Origin of the sequence: Nocardioides ungokensis, from assembly GCF_013466985.1 — a bacterium.
GTDB classification, from domain to species: domain Bacteria; phylum Actinomycetota; class Actinomycetes; order Propionibacteriales; family Nocardioidaceae; genus Nocardioides; species Nocardioides ungokensis.
This window is the reverse complement of record NZ_CP059164.1, coordinates 12,132-24,187: the sequence shown is the minus strand read 5'-3', so window position 1 is coordinate 24,187 and position 12,056 is coordinate 12,132. Positions and strand designations below refer to the sequence as shown.

Annotated in this window: 15 protein-coding genes and 2 tRNA genes; 5 read left to right on the top strand and 12 right to left on the bottom strand. The window is 71.9% G+C overall.

The window, feature by feature from the left end; genetic code table 11:
• Positions 1-49 precede the first annotated feature (49 nt).
• Positions 50-751 (bottom strand): DUF881 domain-containing protein, encoded by a 702-nt coding sequence (locus tag H0S67_RS00125; protein WP_246354990.1) that lies wholly within the window; start codon positions 749-751, stop codon positions 50-52.
• Between the two features lie 179 nt (positions 752-930).
• On the opposite strand from H0S67_RS00125, the gene H0S67_RS00120 reads away from it, so the two are divergent.
• Positions 931-1,398, top strand: coding sequence for a cell division protein CrgA (locus H0S67_RS00120; protein ID WP_180934953.1), 468 nt, complete (start codon positions 931-933; stop codon positions 1,396-1,398).
• A gap of 401 nt (positions 1,399-1,799) precedes the next feature.
• Here H0S67_RS00120 and H0S67_RS00115 read toward each other — a convergent pair whose 3' ends face one another.
• Positions 1,800-2,612 (bottom strand): rhomboid family intramembrane serine protease, encoded by an 813-nt coding sequence (locus H0S67_RS00115; RefSeq protein WP_246354989.1) that lies wholly within the window; start codon positions 2,610-2,612, stop codon positions 1,800-1,802.
• A 107-nt stretch (positions 2,613-2,719) separates the two neighbouring features.
• Positions 2,720-3,232 (bottom strand): peptidylprolyl isomerase, encoded by a 513-nt coding sequence (locus tag H0S67_RS00110; RefSeq protein WP_180934952.1) that lies wholly within the window; start codon positions 3,230-3,232, stop codon positions 2,720-2,722.
• Between the two features lie 166 nt (positions 3,233-3,398).
• Here H0S67_RS00110 and H0S67_RS00105 point away from each other — a divergent pair, with 166 nt between their 5' ends.
• On the top strand, positions 3,399-4,205 hold the full coding sequence (locus H0S67_RS00105; protein WP_180934951.1) for a hypothetical protein: 807 nt from the start codon (positions 3,399-3,401) through the stop codon (positions 4,203-4,205).
• A 24-nt stretch (positions 4,206-4,229) separates the two neighbouring features.
• Here H0S67_RS00105 and H0S67_RS00100 read toward each other — a convergent pair whose 3' ends face one another.
• Genes H0S67_RS00100 through H0S67_RS00085 form a run of 4 tightly spaced genes read right to left on the bottom strand, consistent with a single transcriptional unit; the run spans position 4,230 to position 7,336 of the window.
• Positions 4,230-5,255 (bottom strand): 1-acyl-sn-glycerol-3-phosphate acyltransferase, encoded by a 1,026-nt coding sequence (locus H0S67_RS00100; protein WP_180934950.1) that lies wholly within the window; start codon positions 5,253-5,255, stop codon positions 4,230-4,232.
• Positions 5,256-5,268: 13 nt separating this feature from the next.
• Positions 5,269-6,111, bottom strand: a complete 843-nt coding sequence (locus H0S67_RS00095) for a patatin-like phospholipase family protein (RefSeq protein WP_180934949.1) — start codon at positions 6,109-6,111, stop codon at positions 5,269-5,271.
• Between the two features lie 3 nt (positions 6,112-6,114).
• On the bottom strand, positions 6,115-6,486 hold the full coding sequence (locus H0S67_RS00090; protein ID WP_180934948.1) for a DUF3817 domain-containing protein: 372 nt from the start codon (positions 6,484-6,486) through the stop codon (positions 6,115-6,117).
• A 10-nt stretch (positions 6,487-6,496) separates the two neighbouring features.
• Complete coding sequence (locus tag H0S67_RS00085; RefSeq protein WP_180934947.1) at positions 6,497-7,336, bottom strand: SURF1 family protein; 840 nt, start codon at positions 7,334-7,336, stop codon at positions 6,497-6,499.
• Positions 7,337-7,445: 109 nt separating this feature from the next.
• Between H0S67_RS00085 and H0S67_RS00080 the strand changes: the two genes are divergently transcribed.
• Genes H0S67_RS00080 through H0S67_RS00070 form a run of 3 tightly spaced genes read left to right on the top strand, consistent with a single transcriptional unit; the run spans position 7,446 to position 9,720 of the window.
• Positions 7,446-8,171, top strand: a complete 726-nt coding sequence (locus tag H0S67_RS00080; protein WP_180934946.1) for a FadR/GntR family transcriptional regulator — start codon at positions 7,446-7,448, stop codon at positions 8,169-8,171.
• Between the two features lie 2 nt (positions 8,172-8,173).
• Entirely contained in the window at positions 8,174-8,926 is a 753-nt protein-coding gene (locus H0S67_RS00075; RefSeq protein ID WP_180934945.1) for a sterol desaturase family protein, read from the top strand.
• The gene (locus tag H0S67_RS00070) at positions 8,923-9,720 is read left to right on the top strand and encodes an MBL fold metallo-hydrolase (protein WP_180934944.1); all 798 of its coding nucleotides are present in this window, start codon (positions 8,923-8,925) and stop codon (positions 9,718-9,720) included. The genes H0S67_RS00075 and H0S67_RS00070 overlap by 4 nt, the downstream gene beginning before the upstream one ends.
• A gap of 43 nt (positions 9,721-9,763) precedes the next feature.
• Here H0S67_RS00070 and H0S67_RS00065 read toward each other — a convergent pair whose 3' ends face one another.
• The 5 genes from H0S67_RS00065 to H0S67_RS22945 all read right to left on the bottom strand — a co-directional run bounded on the left by H0S67_RS00065 (position 9,764) and on the right by H0S67_RS22945 (position 12,013).
• On the bottom strand, positions 9,764-10,774 hold the full coding sequence (locus tag H0S67_RS00065; protein ID WP_180934943.1) for a hypothetical protein: 1,011 nt from the start codon (positions 10,772-10,774) through the stop codon (positions 9,764-9,766).
• Between the two features lie 42 nt (positions 10,775-10,816).
• On the bottom strand, positions 10,817-11,536 hold the full coding sequence (locus tag H0S67_RS00060; RefSeq protein ID WP_219635401.1) for a hypothetical protein: 720 nt from the start codon (positions 11,534-11,536) through the stop codon (positions 10,817-10,819).
• A 129-nt stretch (positions 11,537-11,665) separates the two neighbouring features.
• Positions 11,666-11,748: transfer RNA gene (locus H0S67_RS00055), tRNA-Ala, on the bottom strand.
• Positions 11,749-11,770: 22 nt separating this feature from the next.
• Positions 11,771-11,843, bottom strand: a tRNA-Ala gene (locus H0S67_RS00050).
• A gap of 44 nt (positions 11,844-11,887) precedes the next feature.
• Positions 11,888-12,013: a DLW-39 family protein gene (locus H0S67_RS22945; protein WP_219635400.1), complete on the bottom strand. Its 126-nt coding sequence runs from the start codon at positions 12,011-12,013 to the stop codon at positions 11,888-11,890.
• Between the last annotated feature and the right edge of the window lie 43 nt (positions 12,014-12,056).

Here is a 12,056-nt window from a genome sequence, read left to right as displayed (position 1 = left end):
CGTGGCGGCCGGGCCCCGGGTCAGTCCAGGGCTGTCACTTCAGGAGCCGTCATTTCAGGGGCTTGGCGTAGTTGAGGTCCAGCAGGCCGTCGTACGCCGGCGCGGTGATGCTGTCCTCGAGCTGGAGGTCCCAGCCGACCGAGATGCTCGGGTCGGCGGCCTGCTCCCGGTAGACCTGCAGGTAGCGGTCGCCGGCGATCGCGTTGAGCAGCGCGGTCTGGTCGCCGACCGCCGAGATCCGGTAGGGCTGGGAGTAGGGCACGCCCTGGAGCTGGACGGCGTTGCCCTCGCACTTGATGCCCGTGGTGCTGACGATCCGCTGGCCCTGCACGGTCACCGCGGTCGCGCCCGCCTCCCACATGGCGTTGACGACCGCCTGGATGTCCTGCTGGTGGACGACGAGGTAGTTCAGGTCGCGGGTGGTGTTGTTGATGACGTCGGCGGGGGCGTCGGAGAGCGTGACGGTGACACCCGGACCCGTGCGCGGCACCAGGCCGGCGGGGTCCTCGAGCTTGGCGACGCGGCGCTGGTAGCGCTGCACCTCGCTGTCGTTGACCGAGCTCGTCAGGGTGGCGATGTCGGCGTTGAGGCTCTTGACCTGCGCCTGGAGGGCGCCGTAGTCCCGCGCCTCGCTGCCGACCAGCGACGCCAGGTCGGTGTAGCGGCCCGGCCGGAGGTCGGTCCCCTGGCTGTTGTGGGCGCTGACCACGAAGAGCCCCCCGCAGAGGAGCACCACCAGCGGCGTGCCCACGCGCCAGGCACCCCACCGCCGGCGGGGCCTCTCGGGTCGCGCGGGACCGTCCTCGGTGGGCCTCGCGTGGGATCCAGGGGTCACGGCGACTAAGGTAGCCCGCGACCTGTGACGAACGCGTCACGGCCACGTGTCGAACTCAAGGGCCCCGGTCGGGCCCACCACCGAGGAGCAGTCTCGTGTCCAAGCAGAAGGCGAAGCAGCCGGACTTTCTCAACCCGACCCGCGGGCCGGTGTTCTCGGTGCGGTTCGTGCTCGCCATAGTGCTTGTCGCCGTCGGCATCGCCTGGATGGCCTATTACTACAGCGTCGTGCGGGTCGACCCGACCGTGCTGCCCGCGCCGAAGGCCGGGAGCCCGAAGTTCATGGCCGACCTCGGCAACTGGAACTACCTGATCGGCTTCGGCGCGATCTTCGCGGGCCTCATCATCGCGGCCCACCCCTCGACCCCGCTCGGCCGCGGCCGCGGCGTCGTGGTCGGCATGCTGGGCTGCTTCCTGATCGGCCTGCTGTGGATCTGCACGTTCTACGTCATCAGCAACGACGTGAGCCGCCTGCCGGTCTTCAACGACCTGGCCCAGAAGAACCTCTTCGTCGGCATCGGCTTCATGGCCGTCGGCTTCACCTACGCCACGCGCTGGGAGTGACCCGGTCGGTCGCTCCCCGACCGCACCGTGCGTCGACCGTCATGCGGCGACGTCTCGCGAGCGCCGGTTCTCCACCTCCGGAGGGCCGGCGTTTGTGCACATCTGGGGATAACCATGTGGAGAACTACACCGATGTAGTTCTCCACAGGTGATTCCACAATTGTGCACAACCATCCCCACTGTGACGGGCTTCCACACCTCCGGGAATCCGGCGTACCCACAATTGGGGAAGGCTCCCTCAGGCGGGACGCGGCCGGCCGAGGGGATCGGCGTCCGTGGGCTGTGGACAAGAGCCCTTACCGCATCCCCAGCCTGTGGAAAGCGGGGCTCGACGCCGTCTTCCGCCTGTGAACAACCCACGGCCCGCTGGTCCACAGCTGTGGACGAGCGACGAGTCGTCGTCAGGCGTTGAGGACGGCGGTGCGGACGACGATCGACACCACGATGGCGACGGTGATCGCGCCGAGGCCGACGGACTGCCACAGAGTCCGGTGGTTGCGGGGTGCGTAGACCAGGACCAGGGCGATGAGCACGCCGCCGAGGAAGCCCCCGAGGTGGCCCTGCCAGGAGATGGAGCCCCGGCCGATGGCCGTGAACACGAAGTTGATGCCGATCCACATCAGGATCTGCTGGGGGTTCGACCGCACCTTCAGCGCGACCACCAGCAGGGCCCCCATCAGCCCGAAGATCGCCCCGGAGGCTCCCAGGGTGGACTGGTACTCGAAGGTGGCCCAGTAGACGAGCGCCGAGCCCGCGAGCGCGGAGAGCAGGTAGAGGGCCAGGAACCGGGTCCGCCCGATCACCAGCTCCAGCTGCGGGCCCAGGATCCACAGGGCCAGCATGTTGAAGCCGATGTGCCAGATCTCGACATGGGTGAAGGCGCTGGTCATCAGCTGCCACCAGGCGCCGTCGCTGACCCCGGGCAGCCAGGTCGCATTGCCGCTGCAGGCCGCCTGCGGGACGTCGAAACCGCCCCTCGAGGTCAGGCAGAGCCCCTTGGGTCGCAGGGCGAGGAGGTCGACGAGGCGGCTGGCCGACCCGCCGGTGGCGACCACCATCAGCCAGACGCCGACGTTGATGGCGATCAGCACCATCGAGGTGATGCCGGCGTTGCCGGGCCGGAGCCCGCCGTACGCCGTGCGCCCGGTCCGGGTGGTCTTCGCACCCTCGGCGACGCACGTGGGGCACTGGAAGCCCACGGCGGCGTCACGCATGCAGTCCGGGCAGATCGCCCGGTCGCAGCGCTGGCAACGGATGTAGGTCTCGCGACCGGGGTGCCGGTAGCAGGTCGGCACCCCGGTCGACGGACTCTGCTGCTCGCTCAGGAGCGCACGACCTCGACGTGCTCGATGACGACCGGCTCGAGCGGGCGGTCACCGGGGCCGGTGGCGGTCGTGGCGATCGCGTCCACGATGTCGCGCGAGGACTGGTCGGCGACCTCGCCGAAGATCGTGTGCTTGAAGTTCAGCCACGTGGTGGCGCCCACGGTGATGAAGAACTGCGACCCGTTGGTGCCCGGCCCGGCGTTCGCCATCGCCAGCAGGTAGGGCTTGTCGAAGGTCAGCTCGGGGTGCGGCTCGTCCTTGAAGGTGTAGCCCGGGCCGCCGGTGCCGGTGCCGAGCGGGCACCCGCCCTGGATCATGAAGCCCTCGATCACGCGGTGGAACCCGAGGCCGTCGTAGAAGGGACCGGTCCTGCCGTTCCCGGCGTCGTACGACTTCGTGCCCTCGGCCAGTCCGGTGAAGTTGGCCACCGTCTCCGGCGCGTGGTCGGGGAAAAGGTTGACGGTGATGTCGCCCTTGTTGGTCTTCAAGATGGCCTGCTGGTCAGCCATGACTGCCTCTCACGTTTTGGGGTACGACGTGCACGTCGATGCTGTCTGTGCGTCCCCGATCCTTTCACGCGTCGCAAGATGTCCCGGCACGACGCCCGGGCGGTGGCTGGGTCGGGTGAGACATGATCGAATGGAAGCCACACGACGAGAAGGAAGTGTCACGCCCATGGGCCTGCGCAAGAAGAAGTCGCTCATCGATCAAGCCTCCGAGTACGTCGACACGGTCCGGCCGCAGCTCGAGTCAGCTGCCGAGACCGCCATGGCCGCGGCGCTCGAAGCCAAGGATCGTGCCGTGCCGCTGCTCGTCGAGGCGCGCGAGAAGGCCGGCCCGGCCCTCGCGGACGCCCGTGAGAAGGCGGCCCCCTACCTCGCCGATGCCCGCGAGAAGGCCGCCCCCTACCTGGCCGATGCCCGCGAGAAGGCCGCTCCGGTGATCAACGGGGCCCGGGAGAAGGCCGGGCCGGTCATCGCCGACGCCCGTGGGAAGGCAGCCCCCTACCTCGCCGACGCTCGCGAGAAGGCCGTCCCGGTGGTCGTGGCGGGCGCCGCCATCGCCACCGAGAAGGTCGCCCAGGGGGCGAGCTTCGCCTCCGAGAAGGCCGACCTGGCCGCCGCCAAGGCCGCCGAGATCAACGCCGCCCAGCAGAAGAAGAAGGGCAGCAAGCTCAAGAAGCTCGTCCTCATCGGCGGGATCGCGGCCGTGCTCGGGTTCGTGGCCAAGAAGCTCCAGGGTGGCAGCAGCAGCGACAACTGGCAGTCGTCCTACGTGCCGACGCCCGCGCCCACGACCACCACCCCGCCCACGCCCGCCGCGCCGATGGCCGGCGCCACGAGCGACGAGGACTCGGGCGGCTCGTCGCCCGACGAGGCGATCGCCGACCAGGCCGAGGCGCCGCACGCGGTCACCACGCCGGACGACCCGGCCGAGGTGGTCACGCTCGACGAGGACGCCGAGGGCAACGACAAGGCCTGAGCCCGGCTCGGCCTTCCAGCCCAGTCAGCTCCCGGACCGGCCGGAGGAGAGATCCTCCGGCCGGTTCTGCTCCACCCAGGTGTCGATCCGCTCCCACCACGCGTAGAGCCAGTCGATCCGGGCCTCGCGCCCCTCTGGGATGTCGGCCCGCGGCACCTGCCACCAGCGCATGATGATCTGCTTGTCCATCGGCAGCTCGCGCCACAGGTCCGCCACCGTGCTGAGGTGGTCCAGCCCCGTGTGCGCCACCAGCACGACGTCGGCGTCGGGCGCGGCGTCCAGGGCCGCGAGGAAGCCCCCCGGCCGGGGCGCCAGCACGTTGGACATCCTCTCGGCCCGCCGCGCCATCCGCTCCATCCCGAGCCGCCGCAGCCGGTCGATCGCCCGCTGCCGGCGTGCCGGGGTGAAGTTCCCGCCCTCGGGGAAGATCACGAACGCGTCGTTCTCGTCGAGGCCTGAGGCCAGCGCCGCGATGTGCGACTCCAGGTCCTCCCCGGGCCCGGGGTTGGTGGAGATGAAGCGGGCCGGGATGCGGCTCAGCAGCACGTCGATGGCCGGGTCCCACGCCAGCGTGTCCTTGAGCACCACCCGCGGCTCGCGGGAGTACCAGTGCATCAGCGCGTAGATCAGCGTGAAGGAGTCGCCCGGCCCGGCGTGCCGGCAACAGACCAGCAGCGGGATCCCCGGGTGGGCGTCGGGCGCCGGCCCGTCGGTCACGATCCGCAGCCGCAGCACCCGCCGCGCCTCCCGGAAGAACACCCACGTCACGCCCTGGACCAGGTCGTAGTGGATTCCCTCGAAGTACGGCGTCCTGATCCGCCAGCCGAAGCCGGAGGCGAGCCACAGGCCGAGCAGCACGACCAGCAGGACCGCCTCGCAGGTCAGGTAGAGGATGAAGACCCAGAGCAGGCGCAACGCCCGCCAGCGCCCGGGCAGCACCGGGGACAGCGCCGCCGCCGCGATCAGCCACAGCGGGAAGGTGACCCAGAGCAGCACCGTCAGCAGCACGACGAGCGGCGCGAGGACGACCCGGCGCAGCAGCCTGGTCATCCGCCTTGCTCGCTCATCGCGGGTCGGGGGACGCGAGGTGCTCCCCGAGGTAGGCCAGCGACGCCTCGTAGGTCTGGTCGATCCGGAGCTGGACGGTGCCGAAGTCCCGGCTCCCGAGCAGCGTGTCGTCACGGCTGGAGGTGCCGCGCGCCGGGAGCACGTGCGCCTCGACGCCCTCGGGTAGCTCGGCCATCTCGCGGACGAACCGGTGCCGCCGGGCGATCTCGAAGGACACCCGGGCCACCTCCCACGGGCGCCGCGGCACGCTCAGCGGCCGGTCGATGCGACCGACCTGGAGCACGAAGATGCGGGTTGCGCCCAGCCGGACCGCCCGGCCCACCGGCACGGAGTTCACGATGCCGCCGTCGAGGTAGTGCTCGTCGCCCACCTTCGCCGGCGGCAGCAGGCCCGGTACGGCGGCGCTCGCGACCACGGCGTCCACGACCGGGCCGGAGTCGAACCAGTGCTCGGCGGCCCGCTCGATCGAGGCCGCGCACACCTGGAACCGGACCGGCAGCTCCTCGAAGGTGATGTCGCCGAACTCCTCGACCAGCCGCTTCTTCAGCGGCTTCGCGGAGTAGATGTGGGTGCCGGTCGACACCGCACGGCGCACGGTGCGCAGCGCGCGGTCGCCGTACACCTCCTGGCCCGAGCGGCTGGCGCCGCGCCACAGGTCGGTGAGCCGGTCGATCACCGCCAGGGACGGGTCGCGGGCCACCATCGCACCGTTGAGCGCCCCCACGCTGGTGCCGAGCACCAGGTCCGGGACCACCCCGCGCTCGAAGAGGGCCCGCAGCATGCCGACCTCGACCGCGCCGAGGACACCCCCGCCCCCCAGCACGAACGCGGTCGTCACGGACTACACGCTCTCGACGGTCGAGCCGGTCGGGTGCGACGGGTCCAGCTCGGGGTGCTCGGCGCGCACCTTCTGGGTGACCCGGTGCTCGACCCAGAAGATCAGGATCGGGATCAGGCCCGCGGCCAGCGCCAGCAGGGTGAAGCCGAGCGACCACCGGGCCCGGCGGGAGAGGAAGAAGGCGGTGACGACGTAGGCCATGTAGAGCCAGCCGTGCGCGATCCCGACGACCGTGGTGATGGTCTCCCCGGTGTGCTGCAGGGAGGTCCCGTCGGTGGTGAAGTACTTCAGGGGCAGGCCGACGAAGACCAGGATGGTGAGCAGGATGCCCACGAGGATGGCCAGCACGCGGTAGACGTTGAACAGGTTCTTCACCTGCCCCACGCTACTGGCCGTCCACAGCGGTGCCGGCGGGCTCTCCCGCGGGGCCCACCGCGGGCGTGGCGTGGGTCTCGTCGACCTCGGCCTCCAGCCGGTCGGTCTCGTCCCGGATCCAGCGGATCCACACGAAGAGCGCGAACGCCGCGAAGAACCACCACTCGATCGCGTAGAGCAGGTTGCGCACGGCGGTGAACTGGCCGACGTCGGGCAGCTGCTGGAGGTCGGCGTGCACCAGGCCGGTGGTGCCGTCGTTGGTGGCGCGGTTCCCGACCGGCCACGAGCCGGGGGCGACCTTGTCGGCGACCACCGCGTACGCGCCGTACAGGTCCTGGTCGACGTGCTGGATGATGTCGGCAGTCCGCAGCTGCGGCAGGACGTCGTCGTTCGGGTTGCCGTCGACCTCGCCGGTGCCCTCGGGGGGCTGCAGCCAGCCGACGAGCTTCGCCCGGCCGGTGGGGGCCGCGGGTGCGTCCGAGGGGTGGTCCACCCACCCGCGGACGACCGGGATGGCCGGGTCGCCGGGGCTCGAGATCGCGAGCGGGGTGACGACCCAGTAGCCCCGGTGGCCGTCGTGCTCACGACCGGAGACGAACACCGTCCCGGAGGGCACCCAGGTGCCGTCCAGGATGACCGGCTGGCCGACCTTGTTGCCCGGGAAGGGCGCGTCCGACCCCATCACCGACGTCAGCGGCACCGGTTCCACCTGGGTCAGGTCCTGGGCCTCGGCCGCGCGGCGGGACTGCCAGGCGTCGTACTGCCACACCCCGAGGCCGATGGCGGCCGCGGTGAGCACGAGGGCCAGGAGGTGCATGCCCCAGTAGCGCGGAGCGAGCAGGGCGGGCACGCGCTCCAGTCTACGAACGCCGCCCCGCCGCCCACCCCGCGGGCGACCTGTCTCGGCTACTGGTCATACCACTTGACCACCAGAATATGGGCGACCTAGCGTCGACGGCATGCCCCTGCAGCCCGTCTCCCCTCGTTCGGTCCCCGACGAGGTGTTCGACCAGGTCCTCGCCGAGGTGGTGGACGGCGGCCTCGAGGCCGGCGAGGCACTGCCGAGCGAACGCCGCCTGGCCGAGGTCCTCGGCGTCTCCCGGCCCGCGGTCCGCGAGGCCCTCCAGCGGATGGCCCAGACCCGGCTGGTCGAGGTCCGCCACGGCGGCTCGACGACGGTGCGCGACTTCCGCCGGCACGCCGGGCTCGACCTGCTGCCTCGCCTCCTGCTGCGCGGCGGGGGACTGGACGCCGCGGTGGCCCGCAGCATCCTCGAGGCGCGCCTGGTCGTCGGCCCGGGCGTGGCCGCCCTCGCCGCGGAGCGCGGCGGACCCGCCCTCGTGGCCGCGCTGACCGCCGCCGTCGAGGCGCTGGCCGGCACCGAGGACGACGTGGAGCGCCAGGTCCACGCCCTCGCCTACTGGGACGTGGTCGTCGACGGGGCCGACTCGCTCACCTTCCGGCTGATGTTCAACAGCCTGCGGGCGGCCTACGAGCCGGCCCTGGAGGCGCTCGCCCCGCTGATGGCCGAGGAGGTCGGTCAGGTGGGCGCCTACCGGGTCCTGACCGCCGCGATCGGCGAGGGCGACCCCGACACGGCCCGCGCGGCCGCCGAGCGGGTGCTGCGCCCCGCGACCACCAGCCTGCTCACCGCGCTGAAGGCGCTCGAGAACAGCGAGGAGTGACCATGACCAAGCCGTCCCCCGAGGTCGAGCGGCTCGCCGCCCAGCGACTGGCCGCCGACGAGGACCGCATCGTCGGCCAGGCCCGGCGCCGCCAGTCGCTGTCGCTGGGCGCGGCCTGGCGGGAGTTCTGGAAGCACCCGAGCCCGTGGATGATCTCCGCGTTCCTCCTCGGCTCGGTCCTCGCCCGCGTCCTGGTCGGCGGCGGCTCGTGGTGGGAGCTCGTGATCCCCACCGCGCTGGTGGCGCTCTTCCCGGTGATCGAGTGGTGCATCCACGTCGCGATCCTGCACTGGAGGCCGCGCTCGCTGGGGCCGGTCACGCTCGACTCGCTGCTGGCCCGCGAGCACCGCGCGCACCACGCCGACCCGCGGGACCTGCCGCTGGTCTTCATCCCCTGGAAGGCGCTGGTCTGGCTGCTGCCGGCGTACGTCGCGGTCGCGCTGCTCGCGATGCCGACCCGGGCGAGCGCCCTGACGCTGCTGGTCTCGGTCTACACCGTCAAGATCGGCTATGAGTGGACCCACTACCTCGTCCACAGCGACTACCGGCCGCGCTCGCGGTGGTACCGCTCGGTGTGGCGCAACCACCGGCTCCACCACTACAAGAACGAGCACTACTGGTTCACCGTGACGAGCGCCGGCACCGCCGACCGGCTCTTCGGGACCTACCCCGACCCGGCTGCCGTGCAGACGTCCCCGACGGTCAAGCGGCTGCACGCGACGGAGGTCGACGGGCCCGGCAGCGTCGCCTCGTGACCGTCCACCACCTCAACTGCGCGACGATGCGGCCGGCCGGCACGATCGGCGGCCGGGTCCTGCCGAGTCGGCTGGTGGCGCACTGCCTGCTGGTCGAGCGCGGTGACGGGTTGCTGCTCGTCGACACCGGCTTCGGCACCCGCGACGTCGCGGACCCCGCCCGGCTGGGGCGGCCGTTCCGCGCCGCGGTGCGGCCGGCGCTCGACCCGGCCGAGACCGCCCGGGCCCAGGTCCTGGCCCGCGGCCACCGGGTCGACGACGTCACCGACATCGTGCTCACCCACCTCGACCTCGACCACGCAGGCGGCATCGGGGACTTCCCACGCGCTCGGGTTCACGTCCTCGGCGCCGAGCTGGACGCCGCCCGGGCGCCGCACCTGCGCGAGCGGCCCCGCTACGTGGCGGCTCAGTGGGCACACGGCCCGCGCTGGCAGCGGCACGGGGTGGCGGGGGACTCGTGGTTCGGCTTCAAGGCGGTGACCGCGCTCGACGACGACGTGCTGCTCGTCCCGCTGCACGGCCACACTCGCGGCCACTGCGGCGTGGCCGTGCGCCGCCCCGACGGCCACTGGCTGCTCCACGCCGGCGACTCCTACTTCCACACCGGAGACCTGGCCACGCCGGTCTCCACGCCGCCCGGGCTGCGCGCCTTCCAGCGGCTGATGGCCGTCGACGACCTGCAGCGCCGCCACAACCAGGAGCGGCTGCGCGAGCTGGTGGCCGCACTCGCCGGTGAGGTCACCGTGTTCAGCGCCCACGACGCCACGGAGCTCGCCGCCCTCGTCGGGGACTGAGCCCGAGCGCTGGGCCCGGGCGCTGGGTCCCGCTCAGCGCTGGTCAGAGCCCGGTGGGCCGGGGGATCGGCGAGACCTCGTTGCACACCGCGAACGGCAGCGTCTCGGTGAGGGTCAGCCCCGCGGCCACGGCCGGCCGGGGCACGTCGTACCCGATGCGGCCGGTGGTCGGGTCGCCCACCGCACCGCCGAACCCGTCGCCGAACGACGGGCTGCCACCCGGCCAGTGCTCGCCCAGCTGCAGCCGGTCGAAGAGGTCGGTGCGGTTCCGCCCCATCCGCACCGTGGCGAGGTGGTCGCCGAAGGACACCGCGAAGGCGTCGAGCTCGTCGAGGTCGGTGACGTCCTGGTGCGCGAGCACCCGGTCCTGGTCCTCTGCGGTCGCGTCGGGGCCGAGCGCGTCGGCCAGCGGGACGCAGCCTCGATGGACGTAGGTCGCCTCGGCGGGCACACCCACCAGTGGCACGACCGCCGGGTCGGTCGCCCAGCTCGACGCGCCGTCGTCAGCCGTCCCCGAGACGACCAGGTGCGGCCCGCGCAGCACGGTCGCACCCGCCAGCGGCCCCGCGCCCGCCGCCACCGCGGCCGCCACCGCGTCCATGTCCTGGTCGGGCCGGAAGGCCAGCACGTAGCCGTTGCCGTCCGGACCGGTGAAGTGTGCCTCCCAGTCCACGTCGTCCTCGGTGAAGCCGTGGTCCAGCATCAGCTCGGACCCGTTCGCCCGCAGCATCCCGTCGGTCAGCAGCGGGGCCTGCGTCGCGGCCTCCTCCCAGAAGGCCGCGCGATCGGTCATCAGGTCCCCGCTGGTGAGGTCGGGCACCCCGAGCTGGCGGCGCACCTCGTCGAGGTCGGTGACGCTCAGCGTCGTCGCGGTCGCCGGGACCAGCGGCAGCACCGCACGTGCCGGCTCCTGTTGCGCGTCGTACGACGGGTTGCCGGCCAGCCGCGCGGGCGGCTGCGTCGGCTCGGCCTGCGGCGGCGGCACCTCGTCGCACGCCGACACCGTCAGCGTGAGCAGCGCGCCGAGCACGAGCCCGGCCGAGCGAGGAGACATGGCGGCGATTGTGCCAAGGCGGTGACGGCGGCTAGCGGCAGGTCAGCGGTGCCGGACCCACAGGTTCTCCTCGACGTACGTCGCCCGGTCCGCGTCGCGGTCGACCGTGATCGTGTTGAGCGCGTCAGGCACCACGTAGCGGCCGCTGACCGGGAAGACCATGTCGGCCCACGACTCCCACTCCGCGACCGTGCCGCTGATGACCATCGACCGGGTCGCCGGCCCGAGCACGGCGGCGCCCATGCGCTGGTGGGTGCGGATCCACGGGTCGATCGACAGGCCGTCCTCGCGCACCCAGGTGGCGTAGTCGGCCATCGTGGCCAGCGGGTAGCGGTGCTTCCAGGTCGGTCGCAGCGGCGCCACCACCTGGCCGATGCCCTGCTCCTCGGCGCGAGCCACGAGGGCGGCGAGGACCTGCTGGGCCAGACCCTGCTTGTCGTACGCCGGGGCCACGGCGGCCGCCATGAAGCTCAGCGCGGACGGGAGTCGTCCGGCCTCGTGGTCGGCCACGGACCGTGCGAGCGCTCCGTCGTAGCCGTCCGGGAGGTCGTCGAAGTCGCCGGACCACGCGAACGGGACGCCCCAGCCACCCGCGGCCACCGTGCCCTCGTCGAGGAGCAGGATGTCGAAGTGTCCGAAGTACTCCGAGACGCGGGGGAGGTATTCCGGACCCGCCTCCCCGTGGAAGATGAACTCCGGCCACCGCTCCCGGAACGCCTCGCGGACCTCGTCCTCCAGGTCCGGTCGATCGGCGCTCGTCACCACCTGCACTGCACGTACCTCCCTCGTCCCGCGTGTGCACCGGGGGAGGAGGCTACTGGTCATCGAACCCCACCGGGAGTCGAACTTCGGATGTGCGGCCAGAACCGTGGAGGGCGTCGGCGGAAGGAGTGGAGCCTAGGGGACTCGAACCCCTGACCCATGCTTGCAAAGCCCAGGAACGGCAGAGCCGCTACCAATTGCGCCAAGGCCCCGCCGACACGGCGAGACGAAGAGTGGAGCCTAGGGGACTCGAACCCCTAACCCCCTGCTTGCAAAGCAGGTGCGCTACCAATTGCGCCAAGGCCCCCTGGGGTGGTCTAGCGCGCGGCTCGACCACCGGTGAGGAGAAGGTCAGCTGCGCTCGACGTTGTCGGTGGCCTCTGCCCACAGGGCCTGCTCGGAGCGGCCCTCGTCGATCTTCTTCTTGGCGATCACGGCACCGGCGGCCGCGAGCAGGATCAGGATCAGCTTCTTCATGGTGACTCCCACGATCTCGGGGCCGCCTGCCCGGGTCGGCAGG

Bases quoted from the DNA above. Each gene is read 5' to 3' on its own strand.
- H0S67_RS00080 (WP_180934946.1), top strand. From the start codon at position 7,446: ATGCCCCTGCAGCCCGTCTCCCCTCGTTCGGTCCCCGACGAGGTGTTC.
- H0S67_RS00110 (WP_180934952.1), bottom strand. From the start codon at position 3,232: ATGGCTGACCAGCAGGCCATCTTGAAGACCAACAAGGGCGACATCACC.
- H0S67_RS22945 (WP_219635400.1), bottom strand. From the start codon at position 12,013: ATGAAGAAGCTGATCCTGATCCTGCTCGCGGCCGCCGGTGCCGTGATC.
- H0S67_RS00075 (WP_180934945.1), top strand. From the start codon at position 8,174: ATGACCAAGCCGTCCCCCGAGGTCGAGCGGCTCGCCGCCCAGCGACTG.
- H0S67_RS00105 (WP_180934951.1), top strand. From the start codon at position 3,399: ATGGGCCTGCGCAAGAAGAAGTCGCTCATCGATCAAGCCTCCGAGTAC.
- H0S67_RS00065 (WP_180934943.1), bottom strand. From the start codon at position 10,774: ATGTCTCCTCGCTCGGCCGGGCTCGTGCTCGGCGCGCTGCTCACGCTG.
- H0S67_RS00115 (WP_246354989.1), bottom strand. From the start codon at position 2,612: ATGCGTGACGCCGCCGTGGGCTTCCAGTGCCCCACGTGCGTCGCCGAG.
- H0S67_RS00100 (WP_180934950.1), bottom strand. From the start codon at position 5,255: ATGACCAGGCTGCTGCGCCGGGTCGTCCTCGCGCCGCTCGTCGTGCTG.